The 25,991-nt window shown below is 64.4% G+C and carries 23 protein-coding genes; 19 read left to right on the forward strand and 4 right to left on the reverse strand.

Annotated features, from left to right (window positions below):
• Positions 1–51: 51 nt before the first annotated feature.
• Entirely contained in the window at positions 52–420 is a 369-nt protein-coding gene (locus DND132_RS00820; protein ID WP_014320808.1) for a response regulator, read from the reverse strand.
• 575 nt (positions 421–995) lie between these two features.
• Here DND132_RS00820 and DND132_RS00825 point away from each other — a divergent pair.
• The 16 genes from DND132_RS00825 to DND132_RS00900 all read left to right on the forward strand — a co-directional run bounded on the left by DND132_RS00825 (position 996) and on the right by DND132_RS00900 (position 17,420).
• A complete protein-coding gene (locus tag DND132_RS00825) occupies positions 996–2,711 on the forward strand; it encodes a sensor histidine kinase (protein WP_014320809.1) in 1,716 nt (571 codons plus the stop codon).
• Positions 2,704–3,135 carry a response regulator gene (locus tag DND132_RS00830; protein ID WP_014320810.1) on the forward strand — a complete coding sequence of 144 codons (432 nt, stop codon included), beginning with the start codon at positions 2,704–2,706 and terminating at the stop codon, positions 3,133–3,135. The genes DND132_RS00825 and DND132_RS00830 overlap by 8 nt, the downstream gene beginning before the upstream one ends.
• A gap of 16 nt (positions 3,136–3,151) precedes the next feature.
• A complete protein-coding gene (locus DND132_RS00835; protein WP_014320811.1) occupies positions 3,152–3,550 on the forward strand; it encodes a response regulator in 399 nt (132 codons plus the stop codon).
• Positions 3,547–3,930: a response regulator gene (locus DND132_RS00840; RefSeq protein ID WP_014320812.1), complete on the forward strand. Its 384-nt coding sequence runs from the start codon at positions 3,547–3,549 to the stop codon at positions 3,928–3,930. Before DND132_RS00835 ends, DND132_RS00840 begins: the two co-directional genes overlap by 4 nt.
• A gap of 60 nt (positions 3,931–3,990) precedes the next feature.
• Positions 3,991–5,268, forward strand: coding sequence for a sulfite exporter TauE/SafE family protein (locus DND132_RS00845; RefSeq protein ID WP_014320813.1), 1,278 nt, complete (start codon positions 3,991–3,993; stop codon positions 5,266–5,268).
• A gap of 4 nt (positions 5,269–5,272) precedes the next feature.
• Positions 5,273–5,959 carry a hypothetical protein gene (locus DND132_RS00850; protein WP_014320814.1) on the forward strand — a complete coding sequence of 229 codons (687 nt, stop codon included), beginning with the start codon at positions 5,273–5,275 and terminating at the stop codon, positions 5,957–5,959.
• A gap of 132 nt (positions 5,960–6,091) precedes the next feature.
• The gene (locus tag DND132_RS00855; protein ID WP_014320815.1) at positions 6,092–7,579 is read left to right on the forward strand and encodes a PAS domain-containing sensor histidine kinase; all 1,488 of its coding nucleotides are present in this window, start codon (positions 6,092–6,094) and stop codon (positions 7,577–7,579) included.
• A complete protein-coding gene (locus DND132_RS00860; protein ID WP_014320816.1) occupies positions 7,576–8,922 on the forward strand; it encodes a sigma-54-dependent transcriptional regulator in 1,347 nt (448 codons plus the stop codon). Before DND132_RS00855 ends, DND132_RS00860 begins: the two co-directional genes overlap by 4 nt.
• A gap of 130 nt (positions 8,923–9,052) precedes the next feature.
• Positions 9,053–10,096, forward strand: a complete 1,044-nt coding sequence (locus tag DND132_RS00865) for an FUSC family protein (protein ID WP_014320817.1) — start codon at positions 9,053–9,055, stop codon at positions 10,094–10,096.
• 678 nt (positions 10,097–10,774) lie between these two features.
• Entirely contained in the window at positions 10,775–11,251 is a 477-nt protein-coding gene (locus DND132_RS00870; protein WP_041915643.1) for a cytochrome c3 family protein, read from the forward strand.
• Between the two features lie 3 nt (positions 11,252–11,254).
• Positions 11,255–12,400 carry an electron transporter RnfC gene (locus tag DND132_RS00875; RefSeq protein ID WP_014320819.1) on the forward strand — a complete coding sequence of 382 codons (1,146 nt, stop codon included), beginning with the start codon at positions 11,255–11,257 and terminating at the stop codon, positions 12,398–12,400.
• A 52-nt stretch (positions 12,401–12,452) separates the two neighbouring features.
• Positions 12,453–13,424: an RnfABCDGE type electron transport complex subunit D gene (locus DND132_RS00880; protein ID WP_014320820.1), complete on the forward strand. Its 972-nt coding sequence runs from the start codon at positions 12,453–12,455 to the stop codon at positions 13,422–13,424.
• A 2-nt stretch (positions 13,425–13,426) separates the two neighbouring features.
• Positions 13,427–13,996: an RnfABCDGE type electron transport complex subunit G gene (rnfG, locus tag DND132_RS00885; RefSeq protein WP_014320821.1), complete on the forward strand. Its 570-nt coding sequence runs from the start codon at positions 13,427–13,429 to the stop codon at positions 13,994–13,996.
• Between the two features lie 13 nt (positions 13,997–14,009).
• Positions 14,010–14,702 (forward strand): electron transport complex subunit RsxE, encoded by a 693-nt coding sequence (rsxE, locus tag DND132_RS00890; protein ID WP_014320822.1) that lies wholly within the window; start codon positions 14,010–14,012, stop codon positions 14,700–14,702.
• A 3-nt stretch (positions 14,703–14,705) separates the two neighbouring features.
• Positions 14,706–15,281, forward strand: a complete 576-nt coding sequence (locus DND132_RS00895; protein WP_014320823.1) for an electron transport complex protein RnfA — start codon at positions 14,706–14,708, stop codon at positions 15,279–15,281.
• Between the two features lie 24 nt (positions 15,282–15,305).
• Positions 15,306–17,420: an FAD-dependent oxidoreductase gene (locus DND132_RS00900; protein WP_014320824.1), complete on the forward strand. Its 2,115-nt coding sequence runs from the start codon at positions 15,306–15,308 to the stop codon at positions 17,418–17,420.
• A gap of 159 nt (positions 17,421–17,579) precedes the next feature.
• On the opposite strand, the gene speA is transcribed toward DND132_RS00900, so the two are convergent.
• The 3 genes from speA to DND132_RS00915 form a co-directional block, all read right to left on the reverse strand.
• Complete coding sequence (gene speA / locus DND132_RS00905) at positions 17,580–19,493, reverse strand: biosynthetic arginine decarboxylase (protein WP_014320825.1); 1,914 nt, start codon at positions 19,491–19,493, stop codon at positions 17,580–17,582.
• 161 nt (positions 19,494–19,654) lie between these two features.
• A complete protein-coding gene (locus DND132_RS00910) occupies positions 19,655–21,058 on the reverse strand; it encodes a sigma-54-dependent transcriptional regulator (RefSeq protein WP_014320826.1) in 1,404 nt (467 codons plus the stop codon).
• Positions 21,055–23,451 (reverse strand): c-type heme family protein, encoded by a 2,397-nt coding sequence (locus DND132_RS00915; protein ID WP_014320827.1) that lies wholly within the window; start codon positions 23,449–23,451, stop codon positions 21,055–21,057. Before DND132_RS00915 ends, DND132_RS00910 begins: the two co-directional genes overlap by 4 nt.
• A gap of 310 nt (positions 23,452–23,761) precedes the next feature.
• On the opposite strand from DND132_RS00915, the gene DND132_RS00920 reads away from it, so the two are divergent.
• The 3 genes from DND132_RS00920 to DND132_RS00925 are packed head-to-tail and all read left to right on the forward strand — an operon-like array spanning position 23,762 to position 25,748.
• A complete protein-coding gene (locus tag DND132_RS00920) occupies positions 23,762–25,204 on the forward strand; it encodes a putative sulfate exporter family transporter (protein ID WP_014320828.1) in 1,443 nt (480 codons plus the stop codon).
• A gap of 40 nt (positions 25,205–25,244) precedes the next feature.
• Positions 25,245–25,415, forward strand: a complete 171-nt coding sequence (locus DND132_RS18405; RefSeq protein ID WP_014320829.1) for a hypothetical protein — start codon at positions 25,245–25,247, stop codon at positions 25,413–25,415.
• A 57-nt stretch (positions 25,416–25,472) separates the two neighbouring features.
• The gene (locus DND132_RS00925; protein WP_014320830.1) at positions 25,473–25,748 is read left to right on the forward strand and encodes a hypothetical protein; all 276 of its coding nucleotides are present in this window, start codon (positions 25,473–25,475) and stop codon (positions 25,746–25,748) included.
• Positions 25,749–25,991: the final 243 nt, after the last annotated feature.

The raw sequence follows: 25,991 nt of genomic DNA on the forward strand, positions 1-25,991 counted from the left end.
GGACCGGGGGGGTGCCGGGCCGCGCGCAGGGGGATTCGGAAGGGAGGGCGGCTACCGTCCGGCGGCGTCCAGGATGCGTTTCCAGAGCCGTTCCAGGGGCACGGGCTTGAGCAGGTAGTCGAAGGCCCCGGCGTCCAGGGACTGCATGTGCCGGGTCATGTCGCCTTCGCCCGTGAGGACGATGACCTCGGTCTCGGGGAAGTTCTTGCGGATGATCTTGAGGGTCTCGATGCCGTTCAGGTCGGGCATGTTCATGTCCAGCAGGACCACGTCCACGGGGCCGGATTCCAGCACGGCCCAGGCGTCCACGCCGCCTTCCGCCGTGCGCACGGACGCCCCGAGGTGGCCGAGCCGCCGGGACAGGGCGGCGACAAAGGCGGCCTCGTCGTCAACGAGCAGTATGCGGACGGGATCGGTCATGCCTGGTTTCTCCTGTGTTGGTTCCTTTCAATGAACATGCCAGCCGTTGCATGCGCACCACGTCTTGATACTTTTTTCTCCGCTTGTCGATGACAAATTAAAAACTGTAATTTCAGGATGTTGAGTAACAATGGTTCGGAAGGAACCACCCGCTGCAACAGGGAACACAAAATAAATTGCCATAAGGATTCAAGGCAATGAAGGGATAAGTGGGGTGTTTTTACCCGCATTGTGATATGAATGTTTCGGGGGTCCCTTTCTACGGGGTTTCAGGGTGGTAAAAGGGTATCGGTACATTTTGTATCACTGGGAGGAAAAGTACCACTTACTTCATGAAAATAGCAAAAAACAGGGTGCAGAAAGGGTCCATATTGGTCCGCGAGGGGCTGCGGACGGCAAGAGGATGTTTTTTGATAATATAGTTATTTCAAAAAGTTATAAAAAGTAGCGGCGGCCGTCATCCAGCTCGCGCGGTGACGGCTGTGGCACACGATTTGCTCATAGGGCCTCAGCTGGAGAGGTGTCGGGCATTTCCTGCGGCCGTCAAGGCCGAGACCATAACCGAGAGTGGGGCCATGCATCCGGAGCGGAAGTCATCCTACGACAACCTGTCGCGAAACCTGTCGCTGACGGTCATCACGGTGTCCTTTGCCCCGCTGATCCTGGTGGGCGGCCTCATCTTCCATCAGTTCCGTTCCATATACACCGAAAAGGTCTTCGCCCACCTGGCCGAGGTGGTGGACAAGCACGCGGCCGACATCAACACCTTTCTGCAGGACAAGCTCACCGAGGTCCAGTACATCAGCCGGACCTCCACCTTCCAAGACCTGACCACCTCGAACCACCTGGAAAAGGCCCTGCGCGGGATGCAGCAGCAGTACGGCCGCATCTTCGTCGATCTGGGCGTGGTCGACAGCCACGGCCGCCAGGTGGCCTATGCCGGTCCGTTCAGCCTTTTGGGCGCGGACTATTCAGGGGCGGACTGGTTCCGCAACTCCAAGGAGCGCGACGCCATCATCAGCGACGTCTTCGAGGGGTTGCGCCAGTCCCCCCACTTCATCATCTCCGTCAGCCAGGGGCGGGGCGAGGATCGCTGGACCCTGCGGGCGACCATCGACTTCTTGTCCTTCAGCTACCTGGTTCAGAACATCCGCATCGGCGAGACCGGCTTCGCCTACATCCTGAATGGCCGGGGCGTGTACCAGACCCGGCCCAAGGACGAGCACAACCAGGACCTGGAGCTGACCCCGCGCCGCCGGATCGCCGACTTCAACTCCGTGCCCGGCGTGTCCATCGCCGAGTCCGTGGACAAGGGCGGCGACACCTACGTCACGGTGACCGCGCCCCTCAAGGGCGGCGACTGGAAGCTGGTCTACCAGCAGAACACCTCGGACGCCTTTTCGGCCATGACCCGCACCGAGTACGTCACCCTGGGCATCTTTCTCATCGGCGGCCTGGCCATCGTGGCCATGGCCCTGATCATTTCGCGCAAGCTCGTGCTTCGCTTCCAGGCCATCGACCAGGAATCCGAGCTCATGAGCAAGCAGATCGTCGAGACCGGCAAGCTGGCGGCCATCGGCGAACTGGCCGCGGGCATCGCCCACGAGATCAACAACCCTGTAGCCATCATGATCGAGGAGGCGGGCTGGGTCAGCGACCTCCTTGAGGACGAGGGCCAGGACCTGCCGTCCTACGGCGAGATCAAGCGGGCGCTGACCCAGGTGGGCAACCAGGGGCGGCGGTGCAAGGACATCACCCACAAGCTCCTGTCGTTCGCCCGGCAGTCCGACACCAGGGCGACCGAGATGTCCGTGCCCGACTTCATCCGCGAGGTGGTGGAGATCTCCATGCAACAGGCACGCTTCGCCCAGGTGGATTTCGACCTCGACCTGGACGAGTCCATGCCGCGCATCTCGGCCTCGGCCACGGAATTGCAGCAGGTCCTGCTCAACCTGGTCAACAACGCCATTCAGGCCATGGAGCCGGACGGCGGCAAGCTGTTCATCCGCTGCGGCGTGGAGGAGGGCCAGGCGGCCATCACCGTGGAGGACACCGGGCCCGGCATCCCGGCCGCCAACCTGGCCCGCATCTTCGACCCGTTTTTCACCACCAAGCCCGTGGGCAAGGGCAGCGGGCTCGGATTGTCCATATGTTTCGGAATCATCCACCAGATGGGTGGAGAAATAGATGTGGAGAGCACTGTGGGCAAGGGCACGCGGTTCACCATCCGTCTGCCGCTGCCGATGCCCGCCAGGCAACCTGAAACGCGACAGGAGATTCGACATGACTGATGCCACTGTTTTGATCGTGGACGACGAACGGGGGTTCGTCGAGACCATGGCCAAGCGGCTCGAAAAGCGCAACATGACCGTTTTCCAAGCCTTCGACGGTGACGAGGCCATGGTCCGGTTGGCGGAACATCCGAACATCCAGGTGGTCATCCTGGATATGAAGATGCCCGGCAAGGACGGCCTTGTCGTGTTGCAGGAGATCAAGGAAGCGCACCCCCTGGTCGAGGTCATCATGCTGACCGGTCACGCCACGGTCCCCTCGGCCGTGGAGGGCATCCAGCACGGAGCGTACGACTATCTGATGAAGCCGTGCAGCTTCGAGGACCTGAACCAGAAGATCGCCGAGGCCGTAGCGCTCAAGGGCGAGAACGAGGAAGCGGCCATCGAGGCCCGGCTCAGCAAGATCGCCGGGCGCATGGGGTAGCGGCGTGGACAGGACCATGGACAACGTCGGCGGCGCCGGGCGCGTCGTGCGCCTGCTCATCGTGGACGATGAGACCGGGTTCGCCGAGGTCCTGTGCAAGCGCATGCGCCGACGGGGCGTGGAAGCGGCGTCGGCCGCCAGCGGCGATGAAGCGGTGCGGCTGCTTCGCCGCGAGGAGTTCGACGTGGCCATCGTGGATCTCAAGCTCCAGGGCATGAACGGGATCGAGATCCTCAAGGTGTTTCGGCTGATGGCCCCGGACATGCCGGTGCTCATGCTCACCGGCCACGGCAGCGAGGAGGCCCGCGACGAGTGCATCAAACTCGGTGCGGCGGGCTATCTCTCCAAGCCCGTGGAATTCGACAGGCTGCTCGACAAGGCGCTCGAACTGGGCGCGGGGAGCGTGCGGGCATGAACGACATCAGGGTGCTGCTCATAGACGACGAGGCCGGGTACACCGATGCCCTGGCCAAGCGTCTGGACCGCCGGGGGTTGTCGGCGACGACCGCGTCCGGCGGGGTTCAGGCCCTGGAGATCATGGACGGCGCGCCCTTTGACGTGGTCCTGCTCGACATCAAGATGGCGGGCATGGACGGCATCAATACCCTGAGCGCCATCAAGCGACGTCATCCCGAGGTGGAGGTGGTCATGCTGACCGCCCACGCCAACACGGACATCGTCATTTCCAGCCTGGCCATGGGGGCATACGACTACCTTCTGAAGCCGGCGGATGTGGAGGAACTGGTTCGCAAGATCGAAGATGCGGCCATGAGGAAGCGAAGCAATTCGAAGTGATCGGCCCGAGGGTGGGTGCTTCGGACGGGTTGAACAAAACAAGAGGAAGCGAGGATAATCATGCGATTTTTCAGTCAATGGGGTAGATTCATGATGGCGGGGGCCGGAGCCCTTGCCCAGTGGGAGATAGAAAACGCCAAATCCATCGTCAGCAGCCGCAAGAAATTGCTGCTCATCGGGCTGATGATCATTCCCATCATCCTGATCGGCGTTGCCTTCGCCGACGACATCGGGCCGGCCCTGCCCGCCCTGCTCGGCGGCAAGAAGGCCTACAGCCCGGCCTTCTACAGCCTGGGCATCTTCATGGTCTCCATCGCCATCGGCGTGGGCGCGGGGTTGATCACCGGCTGCATCGGCGCGGGCGGCGGCTTCATCATCGCCCCGGCGCTCATGTCCGCGGGCATCAAGGGCATCCTGGCGGTCGGCACCGACCTGTTCCACATCTTCGCCAAGGCGATCATGGGCAGCGTCATCCACCGCAAGCTCGGCAACGTGTCCGTGTCCCTGGCCGTGGTCTTCCTGATCGGCGCGATCCTTGGGGCCACGGCGGGCGGCGTGATCAACCGCGTGCTGTACGAGATCAACCCGATCCTGAGCGACGCCTTCATCACCACGGTCTACTCGCTGATGCTCGGCTTCCTGGGCTTCTACGCCCTGACCGACTTCCTGCGCTCGCGCAAGGCCGACAAGGGCGGCGACGCCCACGGCGGTGCCGAAGGGGCCGAGATCGGCGCCCTGTGCCGCAACCTCCAGGACGTCAAGTGCCCGCCCATGATCAAGTTCGACCAGGACCTGGTGGCCGGCGGCCGTCAGATCTCCTGGATCTTCCTGGTCATGTCCGGCGCGCTGGTCGGCCTGGCCGCGGGCATCATGGGCGTGGGCGGCGGCTTCCTGACCTTCCCGATCTTCGTCTACGTGCTCGGCGTCTCCTCCATGACCACGGTGGGCACCGACATCTTCCAGATCGTGTTCACGGCGGGCTTCGCCTCCATCACCCAGTACGCCATCTACGGCTTCATCTTCTACACCCTGGCCATGGGCATGCTCATCGGCTCCCTGCTGGGCATCCAGATCGGCGCACTGGTGACCAAGATCGTGCCCGGCATCACCATCCGCGGCTTCTACGCCATGGCCGTGCTGGCCGGTTTCATGAACCGGATCTTCGCCCTGCCGAGCAAGTTGGCCGAGATGGACATCATCTCGCTCTCGCCGGGCATGGGGTCCATACTCAACACCATCGGCATCTGGGCATTCTTCATCGTCATCGGCGGGTTCTCCGTCTGGGTGGTGGGGACCTTCCTGATGAACATCTCCAAGCTGAAGAGAAAGGAGGCGTAGGGCCATGATCTACAACAAGAAGGAATTCTATACGGGCGCGAGCCTGCTGGTCGTCTTCTTCGTGGTTCTGTTCATGATGTTCCAGCCCATCTATCACGGGCACAACGGCATGCAGTTCCTGGACAACCTCTACAACTCCATCTCCAAGGGGTCCATCAACTATTCCGGGCAGTTGAAAGCTGACATGGCCGAGTTCGACGGCAAGGCCATCGACGTGACCATGAATTACGGCTCCGAGGCCCAGGCCGCCCAGTCGGCCGAGATATTCGTCAAGGCTGGGGCGCAGGCCACTGCCGAGGGCAAGGCCCTGCATCTGACCGGCTCCCTGGGGACGATCCTCAAGGGCAGCCTGGACGACGCCCAGGTCATGTACGACAACAACGGCGATGTCATACAGTCCAAGTACGGCATCGAGCCGCGTCGCGTCCTGTTCAACTGGTGGACCTCGTTCAAGCTGATGAACAAGGCCTTGAGCAACCAGAAGGAGTTCGCGGCGGCCAAGGCGGTGGACACGGTCCAGACCAAGGCGGTGGAGGCCTCCTACAACTACTTCGGGGTCGAGGCCCAGAGCATCACCGACGACATCGGCCTGGTGATCTTCTCCCTGGTCTTCTACGTGCTCTACACCCTGTGGTACGGCTTCGCCATCCTGTTCGTCTTCGAGGGATGGGGACTCAAGCTCAGTCACTAAGTCACGGAATGCGCATCATACCCTAGCCCCGCGCGGTCCGGCGGCCTTTTGGCCGCCGGATCGCGCCCCCCGATCCACAAGGGTTTACTCCTGGCCGAAATGATTATATTTTCTCCGAATGAGGAAGCGTGCATGAATCTCCAGAATTATTACGACACCGTCATGGAGCTGACCCACGGCATCGTGGTCTCGCTCGATCTGGACGGGGGGATCATCCACGGGAACTCCGAGCTGGAACACCTCTCCGGCTATCATCTTCAGGAACTGGCGGGCCGCGACTGGTTCGAGGTCTTCATCCCCAGGGACGAGCGGGACATGGCCCGCCGGGCCCTGCTGGAGGGCGTCCACGGCCGGGGCGTGACCGCCTTTGCCGGGCGCATCCGGGCCAAGGACGGGGACACTGTCTACGTCAACTGGAACCTCAAGCCGCTGACCGACTCCAACGGCGAGGTGGTCAGCCTGCTGTGCGTGGGCCAGGACGTGACCGACCTGGTCCTGCGCGAAAAGGGGCTGCTGCGCGAGCGCTTCACCCTGCTCGAGCGCAACAAGGAACTGAACTGCCTCTATTCCCTGAGCCAGCTCATGGGCGAGATCCATCGGTCCATGGACGACCTCCTGAACCAGGTGGTGGAGCTCCTTCCGGCGGCCTTCCAGAACCCGGAGATGACCTACGCCCGGCTCCGCCTCGGGCACAAGATTTTCCAGACCCCCGGCTTCGAGGACAGCGACCACATGCTCAAGTCCGACATCGTCATCAACAACGAGAAGCGGGGGTCCCTCAGCGTGGCCGTGCGCGACGACGCGGCCCGGCCCGGCTTCCTGGAGGACGAGCGCGACCTGTTTACCACCGTGGTCCAGCAGGTGGTCATTCTGGTCTCCAAGCGGGAGACCAGGCTGGCCAAGCAGGAGCTGGAACGCCAGCTCAGGCAGTCGGACCGGCTGGCCAAGATCGGCCAGTTCTCGGCCGGAGTGGCCCACGAGATCAACGAGCCCCTGGCCAACATCCTCGGGTTCGCCGAACTGGCCCTCCAGACCCCCGGCCTGCCCGAGCAGGTGACCACGGACCTGAACAACATCGTGGACTCCTCCCTGCACGCCCGGGAGATCATCCGCAAGCTCATGTTCTTCGGGCGCCAGCTGCCGCCCCAGCCCGCGTTCATCGACTTCAACGAGACCGTGGAGCAGGCCCTGCGCATCACCGAGTCCGGGGCCCGGCGCGGGGACATCGAGATCGTCCGCGACTTCGACCGCAGCCTGCCGAAGATTCTGGCCGATCCGCAGCACATGAAGCAGGTGGTCGTCAACCTGGTGGTCAACGCCATCCAGGCCATGACCGAGGGCGGCACCGTGACCATCCGGACCATCAACCACGAGAACGACGCCTACCTCGTGGTGGAGGACACCGGGCCCGGCATGACCCCGGACGTTCTGAAGATGATCTTCACCCCGTTTTTCACCACCAAGGACGTGGACCAGGGGTCGGGTCTGGGACTGTCCGTGATCCACGGCATCGTCAAGGCCCACGGGGGATTCATTCAGGTGGAAAGCTCGCCGGATGCGGGGACCAGGGTGGAGGTCGCCTTGCCCTGCCATCTGCGCGCCCCGGAGGATGAGGCATGAGCAGGAATATCCGCATACTGGCCGTGGACGACAGCAAATCGACCCTGGAAGTGCTCAAGCGCAATCTCGTGCCCGCGGGCTACGACGTCTTCACCTGCGGCCGGGTGGACGAGGCCGTGGCCCTGCTCGAGGACGTGGTCATCGACCTGGTCATCACCGACTACCGCATGCCGGCGGCCTCGGGCCTGGACCTGATCAAGCACGTGCGGGCCAACCTGCCGGACGTGGAAATCATGATGATAACCGGCTACCCGTCCATCCCCGGAGCGGTGGAGGCCATCAAGGACGGGGCCGGGGAGTACCTGGCCAAGCCGTTCACCACCGAGGAGCTGCTCTCGTCCGTGGGGCGCATCGTGGAGCGGTTGCAGCGCAGGCGGGTGCTTTCCTCGGCCGACACGCCGCCCGACAATTTCGGCATCATCGGCACCTCGCCGGAGATGGAGAACGTGTTCCAGCGCATCGGCAAGGCCGCCGCCTCGGACGCCAACGTGCTCATCAGCGGCGAGTCCGGCACCGGCAAGGAGCTGGTGGCCAGGGCCGTGCACTACAACAGCGACCGGCGGACCGCGTCCTTCGTGCCGGTCAACTGCACGGCCATCCCGGACAGCCTGGTCGAGAGCGAACTTTTCGGCCACGTCAAGGGGGCCTTCACCGGGGCCAAGGAGTCCAGGGCGGGCTTTTTCGAGGTGGCCAACGGCGGGTCCATCTTCCTGGACGAGATCGGCGACGCCAGCCCGACCATGCAGGCCAAGCTCCTGCGGGTCCTTCAGTCCAAGGAGTTCTGCAAGGTGGGGTCGAGCATCGTCCGGACCGTGGACGTGCGCATCCTGGCCGCCACCCACAAGGACCTGCGGCGCATGGTCGATGAGGGCACCTTCCGCGAGGACCTCTTCTACCGCATCAACGTCATCGACATCCACGTGCCGCCCCTGTCCGAGCGCGGGGACGACCTGCTCGTGCTCATCAACCATTTCCTGGCCGAGTTCTCCAGGGGCATGCACCGCCAGCCGCCGACCCTCACGGACGAGGCCCTCCAGGCCCTGCGGCGCTACGACTGGCCCGGCAACGTCCGCGAGCTGGAGAATCTGATCCAGCGCCTGGTGGTCATCGTGGACCACGACACCATCGGCATCACGGACCTGCCCGAGACCATGCGCTTCAGCCTGCCGCGCGAGGGCAGCGTCAACCGGACGCTGGAGGAAGTGGAGCTCGAACACATCCGCAACGTCCTGGTCATGACCAGCGACAACAAGACCCGCGCGGCCGAAATCCTCGGTATCAACCGCAAGACCCTGCGCGAAAAGCTCAAGCGCTTCGAAGGGATGGCCAAGCAGGGCGAATAGCCTCTCCCGGCCCTCGGGTGCGCAACTTCGGGGTTGACCCGGCCCGGTCCTTTATGCGAAAGGGCCGGTCGGCGTTGACCTGCCCGTTCATACGGGTATGGTCGGCATACAGTTACCCCAAAGGCGCAGCATGGCTTTCAACGCGGAAAAACTCATCAGCAGTCACGTCCGGCACGGGCTCAAGGTCGGCCTGGCCAGCGTCCTGGCCTATCTGGCGGCGGGCTGGATCGGACTTCCCTACGGATACTGGGCGGTCATCACCACGGTCATCGTCATGCAGATGCACGTGGCCGACTCCATCCAGATGTGCCTGTACCGGTTCACCGGAACGGCCATCGGCGCGGGCATGGGCATCCTGATGATCCTCATCTTCCCGCCGACCCCTTTCTACACCCTCATCGCCGTGTTCGTGGGCACGGGCATCTGCGCCTACCTGACGCGCTACGACGCCCGCTACCGCATGGCGGCCATCACCCTGGCCATCGTCTTCCTGTCCAGCCTGCACGAGGAGCACCGCATCGAATACTCCCTGTTCCGGGTGGCCGAGATCGGCATCGGCGTGCTCTGCGCCTTTGCGGTCTCGTTGGCGGTCTGGCCCAACAGGACCACCTCGGTCCTCCTGGAACGGCTGCGCAAACAGTACGACCAGGTGGCGGACAACTTCCTGCTGATCATGGACAACTTCCTGCATCTCCAGCGCAGGACCGACCCGGATCTGTTTTTCGACCTGGCCCGCGAGGTCCAGGCCAACCGGGAGCTGTACAACAAGGTCTACGCCACCGAGCGGCGCGTCTTCCGCGACGACATGGACCTCCTCGCCCTCCAGGTCAACACGCTCAACTCCGTGGTCGAGCGGATCCAGTCCACGCCGAGCCTGCTCAACGAGGTGGAGGGCGACGGCTTCGACATCATCATGGCCCCGGAGCTGACCCAGTTGGCCCAGGGAATCGCCGACGCCCTGCGGGCCATCGGCCGGGGCGTCCACTACGATCCCCATCCTCTGGCCAAGGCCGTGGACGGGGTGGAGAAGCGGTTCATCGAACTGCGCGAACAGGGCGTTATCGAGCGCTTCGAGGTGCGCCGCTACTTCCAGGTCATGAGCTTCATCAACACCGCCCAGCACCTGGGCGAATTCCTTCTGGTGGTCCTGAACAAGCCGCAGATGCCCAGCTGACGCAACTGCGGCCGGCCATGAAAAAGGGACGCGCGAACCTGTTTCGCGCGTCCCTTTTTTCATGATTTTCGGCTGTGGCCGCTGTCCCGGTGCCCCGGTTTTCCGCCTTTCCGGCCATGTTCCGGTCCCGTTCGTCGGTCATTGTGCGCGGCAACCCGCATAGAAAAGATTGGATAAATGGGCCGACCGGGGAATTTTTCCCCGGTCGGCCCGCGTCAGTGGGGCGGCCCCTGTTTTGCGCGATTCATCGTATTGCGAGATGGCGAGCGGCGATCCGGCAAATACGACTTTCCACATCTGAAATTGTACATAACATAATAGTGATATTGGATATTATTATATACACACCGTAGTGGTGGAGGCCGGAGACATTGTCCGGGAGGGACGCTTTGCCTGCTTCTCAATCCACCTTCACTGGATGGGGAAGGGCGATCCGAAACAGGTTTGCGAGATTTTTTCTCTGGCCACAGCATTTCGATTGCAAAAAAAAGTTTCATTATAACGAGTAGATAGAATTATTTTTCCCGTCTGGGGCAATACTGTGGCGGATGGCATGCTTTCTGCTCTTTGGCAAATTGATTGACTAATCAATCTAAACGTGGGAATGAAGCCGGGCGAAAAAAAGACGGGAGCAAATCCCGCGTGTGTAAAACCCTTTTTCGAGTGAGGATTGGCCAGTTGCAGAACAGATATTTCATCATATCAGCCATCGTTGCGCTCCTGTTCGCGGGGGCAGTGGTCGGCTACGCCATACCGATGGAAAAACAGGAAGTCCCGGCTCGGGTCATCCTGGACAACACCGGTGGCCGGATCGTGTTCGCCCACCAGGCGCACGCCGTGGAGTACGGGGGCGACTGTGTGGACTGCCACCATGACGGCGTTGAGGGCGAAAGCTACCTGCCGTGCGGGGCGTGCCATCCGGCGGAGTTCGACGAGCAGTTCCGCCTCAATCATCCCAAGGCGTTTTCGGATCAGAAGGCCTGCCTGCGCTGCCATGACGGCGTGCCCGCCGGCCCCCTGCCCGAAGACCAATGGCCGGACGTCGAGTCCATTCCCACACGGGGCGAGGCCTTCCACTCCCTGTGCATGGGATGTCACGAGGAAAACGGCGGTCCCTACGGCGACGACGCCTGCTACCAGTGTCACGCGAGGTAATCCATGCTCAAGATACGTTATTCACTTGATTTGGAGCTGACCAATTCCATCCGCGACATGGCGCTCCCGGAAGAGTTGCACTTTCAGGTGCGCAATCTCGTCGTCAAGACCAAGAAAGGCAGCGTCCTGACCAAGGGCGAGATCATCGCCGAACATCCCGCCCCGGGCGGCGGGGCCTACCACGCGGCGGTGGGCGGCAAGGTCACGGGCGTCAACTACCACAGCCTGATCGTGAACTGCACGGGCGGCGATGACGTCGTTCCCCCCGTGGACGTCAATTCCATGGGCAAGGGCGCGGAACTGCTGCGCGTCCTCCAGGGACTCGGCGTGGGCGTGAGCCAGCTCTCGGGCAAGGCCGAGGTCCTGGTCATCAACGGCCTGAACCCGGAACCGGGCGTGTCCGTGGCCCAGCAACTCCTGCGGGACGGCCGCGAGGAACTGGCCGCGGGTCTGGCCCTGGCCCGCAGGCTGCTCTCGCCCAACCGCACGGTCCTGGCCGTGCCCAAGGGCGACGAGGTGACCATCCCCGGCGCCGAGAGCGTACAGGTCCGGGCCAAGTACCCGTACTCCCTGGACGCCCTGGTGGTCCGGGCCGTGACCGGCCGGGAATTTCCCGAGGACACCCGGGTCATGAACGTCATGGACCTCTACGACCTGGGCCGGGTGAGCCTGACCGGGCTGCCCATCACCGAGACATTGATGACCATCGCCGGGAACAATTACCGGGTGCCCATCGGCACGCCCGTGCGGCACATCCTGACTGTCCTCGGCCTGGAGACCCACCCCGGCGACTCCATCGTCCTGGGCGGGCCCTTCCGGGGCGAGGCCATCTACAGCCTGGACGAGGGGGTCAAGAAGACCGACTACGGCCTGTTCATCACCTCTTCGGACGCCATCCCGGCGGTCCAGGACGCGGCCTGCATCAACTGCGGGGAGTGCGTCCTGCAATGCCCGGCCAGGGTCCAGCCGCACCTCATCAGCCGTTGCGCCGAGTACGAACGGTTCGAGGAGGCCGAGCGGTACGGCCTGAACAGCTGTTTCGAGTGCGGTTTGTGCGCCTTCAACTGCTTCGCCCGACGGCCGCTGCTCCAATACATCCGCTTCGCCAAGGCGCAGCTCAAGGCCAAGGGGCAGGGGGCCCAGGCCTGAGCCGGTACGGGGAACAATCACGAAGTTCGACAACACAAGGATGATGAACAATATGAATCCTCCCATTCTCAAAGCAATGTCCGACGTATCGCTCAGGCTGACGGTTTCGCCGCCGCCGCACTGGCGTAGCGGGCGGACCATCCAGGGCATGATGCAGGCGCACCTGCTGGCCCTGCTTCCGGCCGTGGTCACGGCGGTGATCATGTACGGCTACCGCGCCATCTCGGTGATCGGCCTGGCCGGGACCGCGGCGGTGCTCACCGAAGTGGTCTGTCTGCGCCTCCAGAAGCGGGACGTGGACGTGGACAATTATTCGGCCCTTTACGCGGGCGTGCTCTTCGCCTTCCTGCTCCCGGTCACCGCGCCGTGGTGGCTGGTGGCCATCGGTGGCATCCTGACCATCGCCCTGGGGCGCACCGTTTTCGGCGGCTTCGGCTGCAACCCGGTCTGCGCCCCGCTGGTGGCCTGGGCCGTGTGTCGTTTCTCCTGGCCCGCGGCCATGGACATTGACCTCAACCTGGCGAACTACGTGGCCAACAGCCCAGTGGATCAGCTCATGCATTTCGGAGTGGGCAGCCTCCTCCAGTTCGACTACATGGACCTGTTCACCGGGCGGCAGCTCGGCGGCCTGGGTTCGTCACAGGTCATGGCCCTGGCCGCGGGCGGCATTTTCCTGCTCGCCGCCCGCTGGATCCGCCTGTTCATCCCGGTGGGCTTCCTCATCGGCGTGGCGGGCACGGCGACCGTGTACTGGGCCATCGACCCCACGGTCTACGCCGATCCCATGTTCCACCTGCTGGCGGGCAGCACCGTGTTCGGGGCCTTCTTCCTGGCGCCTGACGCGGCCTCCAGCCCGGTCGGCAAGATTCCCCAGACCGTGTTCGGCCTCATCGCCGGAGCCATGGTCGTGATCATCCGCGTGTACGGGGTGTACCCCGACGGCGTGCCCTTCGCCATCATGGTGGCGAACCTGCTCAGCCCGCTGTTGGACCGCCTCCGTCCCAAGTTCTTCGGAGTCAGATAATCATGCGTGAAATCATCAATATGATCGTGGTTCTGTCGCTCATCTGCGCCGCCTCCGGGACCCTGCTGGTCAACCTGAAGCGAGCCACCAAGGACAAGATCGAACAACAGGTGCTTGTCAACGTCCAGGGCCCGGCCCTGATGACCGTGCTCGCCGGGTGCGACAACGACCCCATCGCCGAGCGCAAGATCGTGGACGGGGTGACCGTGTTCCCGGCCCGCCGCGCGGGCAAGCTCGTGGGCGTGGCCTTCGAGACCTTCGCCCCCGGCTACTCCGGGGACGTCGGGGTCATGGTCGGCTTCGACGTGGACGCGGACCGGCTCATCGGCATCGGCGTCACCACCCAGACCGAGACCCCGGGCGTGGGCACGCGCATCATGAAGCCCGCCTTCCTCAAGCAGTTCAAGGGCCACAAGCTCGACTCCATGGCCCTGAGCTCCAAGGACGGCGACATCGACGCCGTGGCCGGGGCGACCTATTCGTCCACCGGCGCGGTGGACGCGGTGCGCAAGGCCCTCGACCTGTACAAGGGCATCAAGCCGCAAATCGCCGACCTCTGGCCGGCGTCCTAAGGAGAGCGATACAATGAGTGCTTCCCTCAAGAAGGAATTCCTCAAGGGGTTGTGGGACGAGCTGCCGCCGTTCCGCGTGGTCCTCGGGCTGTGCCCGACCCTGGCCGTGACCTCCACGGCGGAGAACGGGTTCGGCATGGGCATGGCCGTGCTCTTCGTCCTGACCCTGTCCAACGCCATCATCTCGGGCCTGCGCAAGGTCATTCCGTCCAAGGTGCGCATCGCCTGCTTCATCGTCATCGCGGCCTCCCTGGTGGTGGCCGTGGAACTGCTCATGCAGGCCTACACCTACTCCCTGTATCAGCGGCTCGGCATCTTCGTGCCGCTCATCGTGGTCAACTGCATCATCCTGGGCCGGGCCGAGGCCTTCGCCTCCAAGAATCCCGTCCTGCCGTCCATCGCCGACGGCCTGGGCATGGGGCTCGGCTTCACCATGTCCCTGACCTTCCTGGGCGCGCTGCGCGAAGGGTTCGGCAACGGCACCGTCTTCGGCGTGCCGGTGGCCTGGGACTCCTTCCAGCCCGCCCACTTCATGGTCATGGCCCCCGGCGCCTTCGTCTGCCTGGGACTGATCCTGGCGAGCATGAACGCGCTCAACCGTTACCTGAGCCGCCGCAAGGGCGAGCCGGAAACCGAGCCGCAGAACACGGCCTGCGCGTCCTGCGCGGGCTGCAACCTGTGCATCACGGCCAAGAGGGAGAGGTAGATCATGGATTACTTCATGCTGTTCATCTCGGCCATCTTCATCAACAACATCGTCCTGGTCCAGTATCTGGGCACCTGCCCGTTCATGGGCACGTCCAAGTCCACGGACGTGGCCATCGGCATGGGCGCGGCGGTCATCTTCGTCCTGCTCATGGCCACGGCCTTCACCTGGCCCCTCCAGCATTACGTGCTGACCCCCTATGGCATCGGCTACCTCCAGACCATCGTGTTCATCCTGGTCATCGCCTCCCTGGTCCAGTTCGTGGAACTGTTCCTGAAGAAGGTCATCCCGCCCCTGCATGCCTCGCTCGGTCTGTTCCTGCCCCTGATCACCACCAACTGCGCGGTCATGGGCGTGGCCATCATGGTCCAGCGCAGCAACTATTCGTTCGTCAAGGCGATGGCCTTCTCCCTTGCCTCTGGAGTCGGCTTCCTCATCGCCCTGGTCATCATCTCCGCCATCCGGGAGCGGCTCGACGTCTCCCCGGTGCCGGTGGTCTTCCGCGGTATTCCGGTGGCGCTCATCACGGCGGGCATCATGTCGCTGGTCTTCCTCGCCTTCCAGGGCATGGCCGCGTAACCGTACAAGCACAAGGACGAGATTATGGTAGCCTCATCCATATTGGTTCTGTTTCTTCTGGGGTTGACGGCGGCCGCCATTCTGGCCGTGGCCTCCCGGATTCTCTACGTCAAGGAGGACCCCCGCGTGGCCAGGGTCGAAGCCTGCCTGCCCGGCGCCAACTGCGGCGGCTGCGGCTATCCGGGCTGCTCGGCGGCGGCCGCGGCCGTGGTCAGCGGCGACGCTCCGCCCGAGGTCTGCGTGGTGGCCAACCTGGAGACCTCGGCGCGCATCGCCGGGATCATGGGGGCCGAGGTGCAGTTCAAGGAGCCCAAGGTGGCCACGAACATATGCAGCGGCGGCTCCCGGGCCAACCTGCTGTTCGACTACAAGGGCGTGGAGGACTGCCGCGCCGAGGCGCTGCTCTACGGCGGCGAGAAGTCCTGCGGCATCGGCTGCATCGGGCTCGGCACCTGCGTCAAGGTCTGTTCGTTCAACGCCATTCGGTTGAGCGACGCGGGACTGCCCGTGGTGGACTGGAACGCCTGCCGGTCCTGCGGCAAGTGCGCCGAGGCGTGCCCCACCGGGGCCATCCGCATCTCCAGCGTGACCAGCGTGCTCCTGCACCTCAACCAGACCGACGACTGCCTGGCCCCGTGCATGCAGAAGTGCCCGGCCCAGATCAACGTGCGCCGCTACGTCCAGCAGCTCAAGCAGGGCGACATGCGCGGCGCGCTTCTGACCATCAAGGAGCACAACCCGTTGCCGCTCATCGTGGGCCGCGTCTGTCCGGCCCCGTGCGAAAACATCTGCCGGCGCAAGATCGTGGACGAGGGCGTGGCCATCCACACCCTGCAACGGTACGTGGCGGACTGGGAGATGCATTCGGGGACCCGCGTGGTCCTGCACTGCAATCCGCCCAGCGGCCACAAGGTGGCCATCATCGGCGGCGGTCCCGCCGGGCTGTCCTGCGCCTACTTCCTGCGCCGCGTGGGGCATGAGCCGGTCATCTTCGAGAAGCGTCAGCACATCGGCGGCATGATGCGCGGCGTCATCCCGGAATACCGGCTGCCCAAGAAGGTCGTGGACTGGGAGGTCCAGACCATCCTTAACCTCGGCGTGGAGACCCGCACCGGCGTGGCCTTCGGCCGGGACGTGACCCTGGCCGACCTTGAGAAGGAGGGGTTCGAGGCGGTCTTCATCGCCACGGGCGCCTGGAAGGTGCCCCCGCTCGGCATCGAGAACGACAACGCCGAGGGCGTGCTGGACGCCATCTCCTTCCTCTACGGCGTGGGCCGGGAATATACCGACCTGCGCGGCAAGACCGTGGTCGTGGTGGGCGGCAGCAACACCGCCATGGACGTGGTCCGCAGCGCCATCCGCCTCGGCGCCACGGCCATCGCCCTGGTGCCGAGCATCCAGCGCAAGATGTCCGCCAACAAGGAGGAGATCCAGCGCGCCGTGGAGATCGGAGCCGACCTTCGCTACATGACCGCGCCCATCGGCCTGGTGGCCGAGGACGGGGCCGTGTGCGGCGTGACCTATTGCGACCTGGCCTACGACGACCCGGAAAAGGCCAAGGGCGGCCCCAACCCCGTCGCCGGGACCAAGTCCTTCGTGGCTGCCGACATGGTTATCGCGGCCACCGACCGTCTGGTGGACGACAGCCTGCTGCGCGACGCCGACGGCAAGCCTCTCTTCAAGATTGATAAGAAGACCGGTGGGATCAGTGCAAACCCGACCACGTTGCAAACCGACATCCCCAACGTGTTCGTGGGCGGAGAAGTCCACACCGGCCGCAACATCCTCATACAGGCGGTGTCCGACGGACGCCGTGCCGCACGCTCCATCCACTTCTACGTCACCCAGGGAACGGTGCCGGAACCGGACAATCAGCAGGTCCAGGTCATCCCGGAATCGATTCTCAAGGACATGCACGTAACATACTCCATCCCCAGGGTCCAAGAACCTCTGGTCAGCGTGGAGGAGCGGAAGCACACCTTCAAGGAGGAAGTGGCCGGTTCCATCACCTACGAAACGGCTCGGAAGGAGGCGAGCCGCTGCCTGCGATGCGGACTGACCTGTTACGACGCCGACGCCGGGGCCGAATACACCCGGGACGCCGACGTCAAGGTCATTGCCGAAGCGGGCAGGGAGTAAGCAAGACCATCCGAATGATCTCCCGATCGGGCCCGCATGCGCCTCACCCTTCGAGGATAGCGCCCCCTGTCGCCCGCTGGACAGGCGCATGAAGCCGCAGCCCCGGACATCATACCGTGTCCGGGGCTGCTATTTTTTGGGGTCGGGGAGGCGGCGCGCCTACCGTTCGAGGTAGGTGTAGCCGTGCAGGCCGTTGCGGTAGGCCTGAAGGATTTCCCGCCGCTGGGCCGGGGTGATCAGCCCCTTGCGCACGCTGGCCTCGGCGGTCTCGCGGAAGCGGGTCAGCAACGCCTTGGTGTCGTATTCCACGTAGGACAGGACGTCCTCAACGGTGTCGCCCTCGAGTTCGCCGACAAAGTCGTACTTGCCGTTTTCGAGAATCCGGACCGTGACCACGTTGGTGTCGCCGAACAGGTTGTGCAGGTCGCCCAGGGTCTCCTGGTACGCGCCCACCAGGAAGACGCCGAGGTAGTACTCCTCCAGCGGCTTGAGGGCGTGCAGGGCCATGGTCCGGTTGACCCCCGCGCCCTCGATGAAGCGGTCGATCTTGCCGTCGCAGTCGCAGGTGATGTCGGCCAGGGACCCCTCGCGGGCGGGCTCCTCGTCCAGCCGGTGCACGGGCATGACCGGGAAGAGCTGATGGATGGCCCAGGCATCGGGCAGGGACTGGAACACGCTGAAATTGCAGTAGTAGATGTCCGACAGGGTGCGGGCCAGGCCCTCCAGCTCCAGGGGCAGGCTGGGCAGGTTCCGGGTCAGGGCCGCAATGGTCCGCACGGTCAGCCAGAAGACGTTTTCGCCCAGGGCGCGCTCGCGGAAGGAGATGATCCCCTGGTTGAAGGCCTGGCGGACCTCGTCCCGGTAGTAGAGGGCGTCGTTGAAGCTCTCCTGGACGTTGTCGCGGGTCAGGGCAAGCATGGTCTCGTGCAGGTGCCGGATGTGGATGTTGGTGTCCTCGGGCAGGGCTTCGGGCAGGGGCTCGGGCTCGAACCGCGCGGCATCGACCACGTTCAGGAGGAGCACGGAGTAGTAGGCCACCAGGGCCCGGCCGGATTCGGTGATGATGGTCGGGTGGTCCACTCCCTGCTCGTCGAGCACGGTCATGACCCCCTCGATGACGTCGGCGCAGTACTCGTGGACCGAGTAGTTGCGGCTGCTGGACAGGCTGGTCCGGGTGCCGTCGTAGTCCACGGCCAGGCCGCCGCCCAGGTCCAGGTAGCGCATGCCCGCGCCCTCGGCCGTCAGCCCCGCGTAGATGCGGCTGGCCTCGGCCACGCCCGCGCGGATCTCGCGGATGTTCGGAATCTGCGAGCCCAGGTGGTAGTGGAGCAGTTGCAGGCAGTCGAGCATGTTCGCCTCGCCCAGGCGGTCGATGACCTCGATGATCTGGGTGGCGTTGAGGCCGAAGATGGAGCGGTCGCCGCCGGACTCCGCCCACTGGCCCGTGGCCTGGGACGAGAGTTTGGCGCGCACGCCGAGTATGGGTTTGACGCCCAGGGCCTTGGAGCGCTCGATGATCAGCGGCAGTTCGTTCGGCATCTCCACGACCAGCACGCACTGGAAGCCGAGCTGGACGGCGTGCAGGGCCAGGTCCACGAATTCCTCGTCCTTGTAGCCGTTGCACACGAGCACGGCCTCGGGGTCGTTGTGCATGCCCAGGGCGGCGATGAGTTCGGCCTTGCTCCCGGCCTCGAGCCCGTGGTGGTACCTGCGGCCGTGGCGGGTGACGGCCTCGACCACCTGTTGCTGCTGGTTGACCTTGATGGGGTACGCGCCGAGATAGGACCCCCGGTAGGCGAGCTTTTTCATGGCCTGGAGGAAGCTCTCGTTGAGCAGGGTGATCTGGGTGTCCAGGAGGTTCTCGATGCGCAGCAGCACCGGCATGTCCAGGCCGCGCGCCTGGATGCCCGCGATGATCTCGGGGATGGACACCGCCTCGGAGAAGTCGTCGGGCCGGGCGGTCACCTGCAAATCCCCGTTTTCGGAGACGCCGAAAAAGCCCGCGCCCCATTCCCGGACGCGATAGAGTCTTTCGGACCGTTCAACGGTCCATTTTTCCTGTTCCTGGGTCATGTCCCATCCTCCCTCGATGCGTGGACGTCGGCAACTTCGCCGTATGTGGGCGGCATGTAGGGGCGTGAGCCAGGAATGTCAACCCGAATGTCCGCACGGCGGTCCATTGTGACCAAAAAAAAGGACAGGCACGTCGGCCGGGGATCGGGCCGCGCTCCGGCTCAATCCGTCGGGGAGGACGCCCCGTTCCGCTTGATGATCTTTTGCAGGCTGACCCGTTCAAGCCCGGCCAGGCGCGCCGCCTCCGAGATGTTGCCGCCGGTTCTGGCCAGAATCTGCTCCAGGTAGTTCCGGGTGAATTCGTTGAGCACCCGCGCCTTGGCCTCCTTGTAGGCGTCGATGCCGCCCTCGTCCGTCTCCCCGCCGCCGGGCCATGTCCCGTTGGGACCGGACAGCCGGCCCTCGGCCAGCCGCAGATGGACCATCTCCACCTGGTTGCCGGGGCAGAAGACCGTCAGGCGGCGGACGGTGTTCTGCAACTCGCGCACGTTGCCGTGCCACGGCCGTTCGCACAGGCAGGCGAGTACTTCCGGGCTCAGGGTCTTGGGGGCCAGGTGCATCTCCAGGCAGGTCTGGTTCAGGAAGTGCGCGGCCATGCGCGGGATGTCCTCGCGGGATTCCCTCAGGGGCGGGGTGTTCACGGTGAGCACGTTCAGGCGGTAGAACAGGTCCTCGCGGAACTCGCCCTCGCTGATGAGTTCCGGCAGGTTGCGGTTGGTGGTGGCCAGGATGCGCACGTCCACCTTGACGGCCGCGTTGCCCCCCACGGGCCGGATCTCCCGCTCCTGGAGCACGCGCAGGAGCTTGGTCTGCATGGACATGGAGATGTCGCCGATCTCGTCGAGCAGGATGCTGCCGCCGCAGGCCGAGACGAACAGCCCCTGGCGGGCCTTGTCCGCCCCGGTGAAGGCGCCCTTGACGTGGCCGAAGAGTTCGCTCTCCAGCAGCTGTTCCGGGATGGCCGGACAGTTCACGGCCACGAAGGGGCCCTTGGCCCGGCCGCTCAGGCGGTGGATGTTCCCGGCCACGAGTTCCTTGCCCGTGCCGGATTCGCCGCAGATCAGCACGTTGTAGTCCGAGGCGGCCACCGCGGCGATGGACTCCTTGAGGCGGCACATGGCCTGGGCCCTGCCCACCAGGGTGGATTCGCAGCGTCCGGCCAGGGCGCGCAGGGCGCGGTTCTCCCCGAGCAGCCGCCCGCGTTCCAGGCCCTTCTGCACCGAGCGCAACAGCTCGTCCCGTTTGACGGGCTTGGTCAGGAAGTCGTAGGCCCCGGCCTTGAGCGCGGTCACGGCGGCCTCCACGCTGCCGAAGCCGGTGACCAGGATCACGGTCAGGCCGGGTTCGATCTCCAGGGCCCGGTGCAGAAGCTCCTGGCCGTTCAGCCGGGGCATGCGCAGGTCCGAGAGCATGAGGTCCACGCCGCTCGACTTCAGGATTTCCAGGGCCTCGGCCCCGTCGCCCGTCAGGGATATCTCCACCTCGGGAAAGCCCGAGGCGATGAGCCGGGCCAACCCCTGGGCGAAATCGGGTTCATCGTCAACAATCAATATGCGCTGGCTCATTCGGTTTCCTCGTTCTCCTTGACGGCCAGGGGCAGGAACACGCGGAACAGCGCGCCGCCGCCGGGCCTGTTTTCCACCTCGATGTCGCCGCCCAGATCGCGGATCAGGCTGTAGATCACGGACAGGCCCAGCCCCGTTCCCTTGCCCGCCTCCTTGGTGGAGAAGAAGGGGTCGAACACGCGGTTGAGGTGTTCGGGCAGGATGCCGGTTCCGTTGTCGGCCACGGTGATGTCGGCGAAGCGGTCGCCCGCGGCGATGATGACGCGCACCTCGCCCGTGCGTCCTTCCTTTTCCTCCAGGCCGTTGACCGCGTCCAGGGCGTTCATGATCAGGTTGGTCAGGATGTGCTCAAGGGCGTCGTCGCTGGCCCGCAGCGGCGGTATGTCCGTGGCGGCCTCCAGGTGGAGTTCCGCTCCGCACGACTTGGCCCTGGGCTGGAGCAGGTCCACCGTGGCCGAGGCCATGGCGGTCAGGTCGCCGGGTTCGAGGGAGACGGGGCGCGGCCGGCTGAAGTCCAGGAGGTCGCGGACCACGCGCTGGGCCATTTCCGTGTGGCGGATGATCACCGCCAGGTCCGCCTGGGCCTGGCCATTCTTCTGCGAGGCGGCCAGGAGTTCTGCGTAGCACAGGATGACGCCCAGCGGGTTGTTGATCTCGTGCGCCAGCCCGGCCGCGAGCTGTCCCACGGCGACCATGCGTTCGTTGCGGACCATCTGGTCCTCTATGCGCCGCTCCATGGTCACTTCGCGGAGGGAGGCCACGATGCGGCGGCCGCCGGTCTCCTCGAGCGGGTAGAGATGGGCCAGGAAGATGCGCCCGTCCGGCAGCTCGAATTCGCCGCAGCCCGTGTCGCGGGTGGCGTCCTGGATTATGTCCAGCAGGCTCGCGAGTCCGGGCTCGTCCAGGGTCTCGGCCAGGCGCACGGCCGGGGAGTTGGCCAGGAGCACGGCATCGCCCGCGTCCAGGAGCATGAGCGGGTCGGCGGTGCCCTCGATCAGGGAGGAGAGCAGGGCGTTCTGGGTCAGGAGCCCGTCCAGGGCCTCCATGTTCTCCATGGCGATGCCCATCTGCTGGCCGATGGCCCGGGCCAGGTCCACCAGCCGGTCCGAGCGCTCGCGCGGCTTGTCCCAGTAAAGGCTCAGGAGCCCCCGGCTGGTGCCCGAGGTCTGCACCGGGATGTGCCAGGACAGGTCGCCCATCCTGGGCTCGATCCCGGTGACCAGGTCGTGCCAGTCCTCCGGCAGTTCCGGCGGGACGCCGGGGTCCGGCCAGGAGGCGTAGTCCGTGGCGGCCAGGACGCAGACGTAGCTCGCCCTGGACGCGCCGAAGCGCCGGGCGATGAGTTCGAGTCCGGCGAGGAGCAGCTCCTGCTTGGTCTGGCTCTGGTTCAGGCTGTTCAGGAGCGAGACGAACAGGGCCACGTCGGCGCGGCGGTCGTCGGCCAGCCGGGTCAGGTCCACGGTGCGCTCGGCCACCTTGTCCTCCAGGGTGGCGGCGTATTCCTTGAGGTCCACGCGCGCCTGGCGCAGATGTTCGGCAAAGAGCTCGAAGCCGTGCAGCAGCCCCTCGATCTCGTCCTGTTGGGACAGGAACGGCTCGGTCTGGAGGGGCGCCTCGTCCGGGAACAGGCGGTGCATGACCCCGGTGACCCGGTTTAGGCTGTGGACCACCAGGCGGTGGAAGAACCCCTGGATGATCAGGAACTGAACCAGGATGCCCATGGCGAACAGCAGGGCGAAGGACAGGGTGGCGTCGCGGATGCCCCCCAGGTCGCGTTCGACCTTCAGCCGAACCATGTCGATGCCCGCCAGGCCGCCCACCTGATTGCCGAAGCCGCGCTCGCCTCCGTAGCGTTCGATGAGTTCGTGCGGGGCCTCGGACCGGTCGCCGTGGCAGTGCATGCAGGAGGCGTCGTAGCGCTGGGCGTAGACCGTGATGAAGTAGCGTTCGCCGTCCGTTTCCCGGAACTCCTCCAGGTGCTTCAGCTCGGGGTCGGCCCGGAAGCGGTCGATGAATTCGCGTTCCAGGGCGTTGGCCTCGGAGTCGGGGTTGCGCGCGCCCTCGGTGACGCGGCGGTAGACGAAGCTGTCGTGCTCCAGGTTGGGGTCGCTCATGACCGCCCTGGTCACGTAGGAGGCGCTCATGGCCTCGAGCACGAACTGGTCGCTGGGCAGGGTCTTGTACATGACCGGGCGCAGGGTGTTGCGCACGTAACGCTGCACCGCCTCGACCTGGGCCAGGATGAGCGAGGCCTTTTCCCTCGCCTCTCCCTCCATGAGACGGTTGAGATGGATGTTCAGGCCCACGGCGAAGAAGGCCACCAGGCCCGTCATGAGCAGGAACAATCCGGTAAAGAACTTGCTTTGCAGGCTGTGCGGCATGAGCCGGCGCATGGGTATCCCTCTCCGATTTGCGGGAAGCATATGCGGGCGGGGGATCGAATGCAACTTGGGCGGGCCTGGCTGCGTCCTTCCGGTGGCAGGGTGTAGCCGCAAGGCAGCACCCACGGTCGGATTCATTCAAAAATATTGTAGTATTTTAATGCGTTGAAAAATCAGATTCATTGGAACCCTTTTTGCTTTGCTGGCGCTTCAGAGCCGACGGAATCGGCTTTCGTTGATCCTTCGCCCCGGCGACGGGGCAGGGGTCGGAGGTATGCTTTCACAACCATCGTCAACCGATTGTGACAATGAGGAGGTTCTTATGGCGGAAAAACGGTGGCTTACCGAGGACAAGCTCGCATTGATAATGGGGCTTATTCTCTTTGGGCTCGGCATGTTCAGTTTTGCCGGGGTGGACCTGTTGGGTTGGGGCGTCAGCACGAACACCTGGATAACCCCCGGACAGATCTTTTCCGTGACGGCCAAGGCCGATTACGGCGGATTGAACGGGTACGCGTCCCTGTTCCTGACCTATGCGTTCATCACCCTGTTCCTGAGCTTCGGCGTGAAGTTCCTGGGCGGTGACGTGCCCAAGTTCGTCAAGTCCTTCACCGTGGTCTTCTTCCTGAGCATCATCTGCTGGGCGCTCGGCCACTACGCGGTCATCGCCGCCACCCCGGACAAGCTCGAGAAGTTCGGCCTGACCTGGGCCATGGGCCTGACCGGCGAGGCGGGCTTCATCGTCGCCCTGGTGGTGGGCATCGTCATCGGCAACTTCTTCCCCGGCTTCGCCGAGGAGATGAAGGAAGCCCTGCGGCCCGAAATGTACATCAAGATCGCCATCGTCATCCTGGGCGCCGAACTCGGCGTCAAGGCCGTTGACGCCATGGGGTTGGCCTCCGCGGTCATCTTCCGCGGCCTGTGCGCCATCGTCGAGGCCTACCTGATCTACTGGGCGCTGGTCTATTACGTCTCGCGCAAGTACTTCAAGTTCAGCAAGGAATGGTCCGCGCCGCTGGCGTCGGGCATCTCCATCTGCGGCGTGTCCGCGGCCATCGCCACCGGCGGCTCCATCCGCGCCCGGCCCATCGTGCCGATCATGGTCTCCTCGCTGGTGGTCGTCTTCACCTGCATCGAGATGCTGGTCCTGCCCTTCGTGGCCCAGTGGTGGCTCAGCGGCGAGCCCATGGTCGCCGGCGCCTGGATGGGCCTGGCGGTCAAGTCCGACGGCGGCGCGGTCGCCTCGGGCGCCATCACCGACGCGCTGATCCGCGCCAAGGTCCTGGCCGACACCGGCGTGCAGTACCAGGCCGGCTGGATCACCATGGCCACCACGACCATCAAGATCTTCATCGACGTGTTCATCGGCATCTGGGCCTTCGTTCTGGCCGCCGTGTGGTGCACGTTCATCGAATGCAAGCCCGGCCAGGGCGGCATGAAGATCGGCGAGGTCCTGGACCGGTTCCCCCGCTTCGTCGTGGGCTACGTGGTCACCTTCCTGGTCATGCTGCTGATCTGCGCCACGAACAAGGACCTCATTCCGCTGGGCAAGGCGACTATCGCCGGGACCCACGTCTTCCGGGGCCTGTTCTTCGTGCTGACCTTCTTCACCATCGGCATGGTCTCGAACTTCAAGAAGCTGTGGGCCGAGGGCATCGGCAAGCTGGCGGCGGTCTACATCGTCTGCCTGGGCGGCTTCATCATCTGGATCGGTCTGTTCATCTCCTGGCTGTTCTTCCACGGCGTAAAGCCGCCGGTCGCCTAGGAATGGACTTCGTCCCCTTCAACGAACAAGGAGCGAAATAATGTCGGTAGAAGAACACAACATTGCCGAGGAAATGGGGAAAATGGAGTATGAGCCTTTGCAGCCCATCGAGATCAAGTTGATCCGCTGGAGCCTGATCATCGGGGTCGTGTCCCTGGTGGTGCTCTACTTCGTCAGCGCAGCCTTCTTCCCCGCCGCGCACGGCGCATAGTCCATCCGGCGGCGGCCCCGGTCCGTCCCTGGCCGCCGCCTTTCCCGGAGTAACGACATGCAACAATGTGAAATGATCGTCAGCAAACTGGTGGACCAGGTCCGCGAGGACCAGCGTCCGGTCATGCGTCGACGCATTGAGGAGGCCGTGATCGAGCAGGCCGGGGCCGAGGGTCCCGACAGCCCGACCGCGCATCGCTTTCTCAAGGATCTGGACATCTTCGTGAACATGCGCGGGCCCGAGTTCATCTACTCGCGCGGCATCGCCGAAAGCCTGCGCGTGGGCGAGGACATCTTCGAACTGGCCTACGTGATCAAGAAGGCCATGCAGTAACCCCGGTCCTCAACCGGACCGGTCCCCTTCCGGACGCCCCTCCGACCCCAGGGGGCGCACCGGCGTTTACCAGGCGGGATGGATGCGGAACGCATCCATCCCGCCTCCTTTTTGCCGAGCTCCATCAGGCATCGCGTCTTTCCGCCCCCACGATTCGCGTCGGGCGGCAAACCACCTGCGGTCCTTTTCGCAATCTGTCTGGAGCCTTGCGGTGTTGGCCGTGAATACAGGTGCGTCAACGGC

This window comes from Pseudodesulfovibrio mercurii, from assembly GCF_000189295.2.
Taxonomy (GTDB): Bacteria; Desulfobacterota; Desulfovibrionia; order Desulfovibrionales; family Desulfovibrionaceae; genus Pseudodesulfovibrio; species Pseudodesulfovibrio mercurii.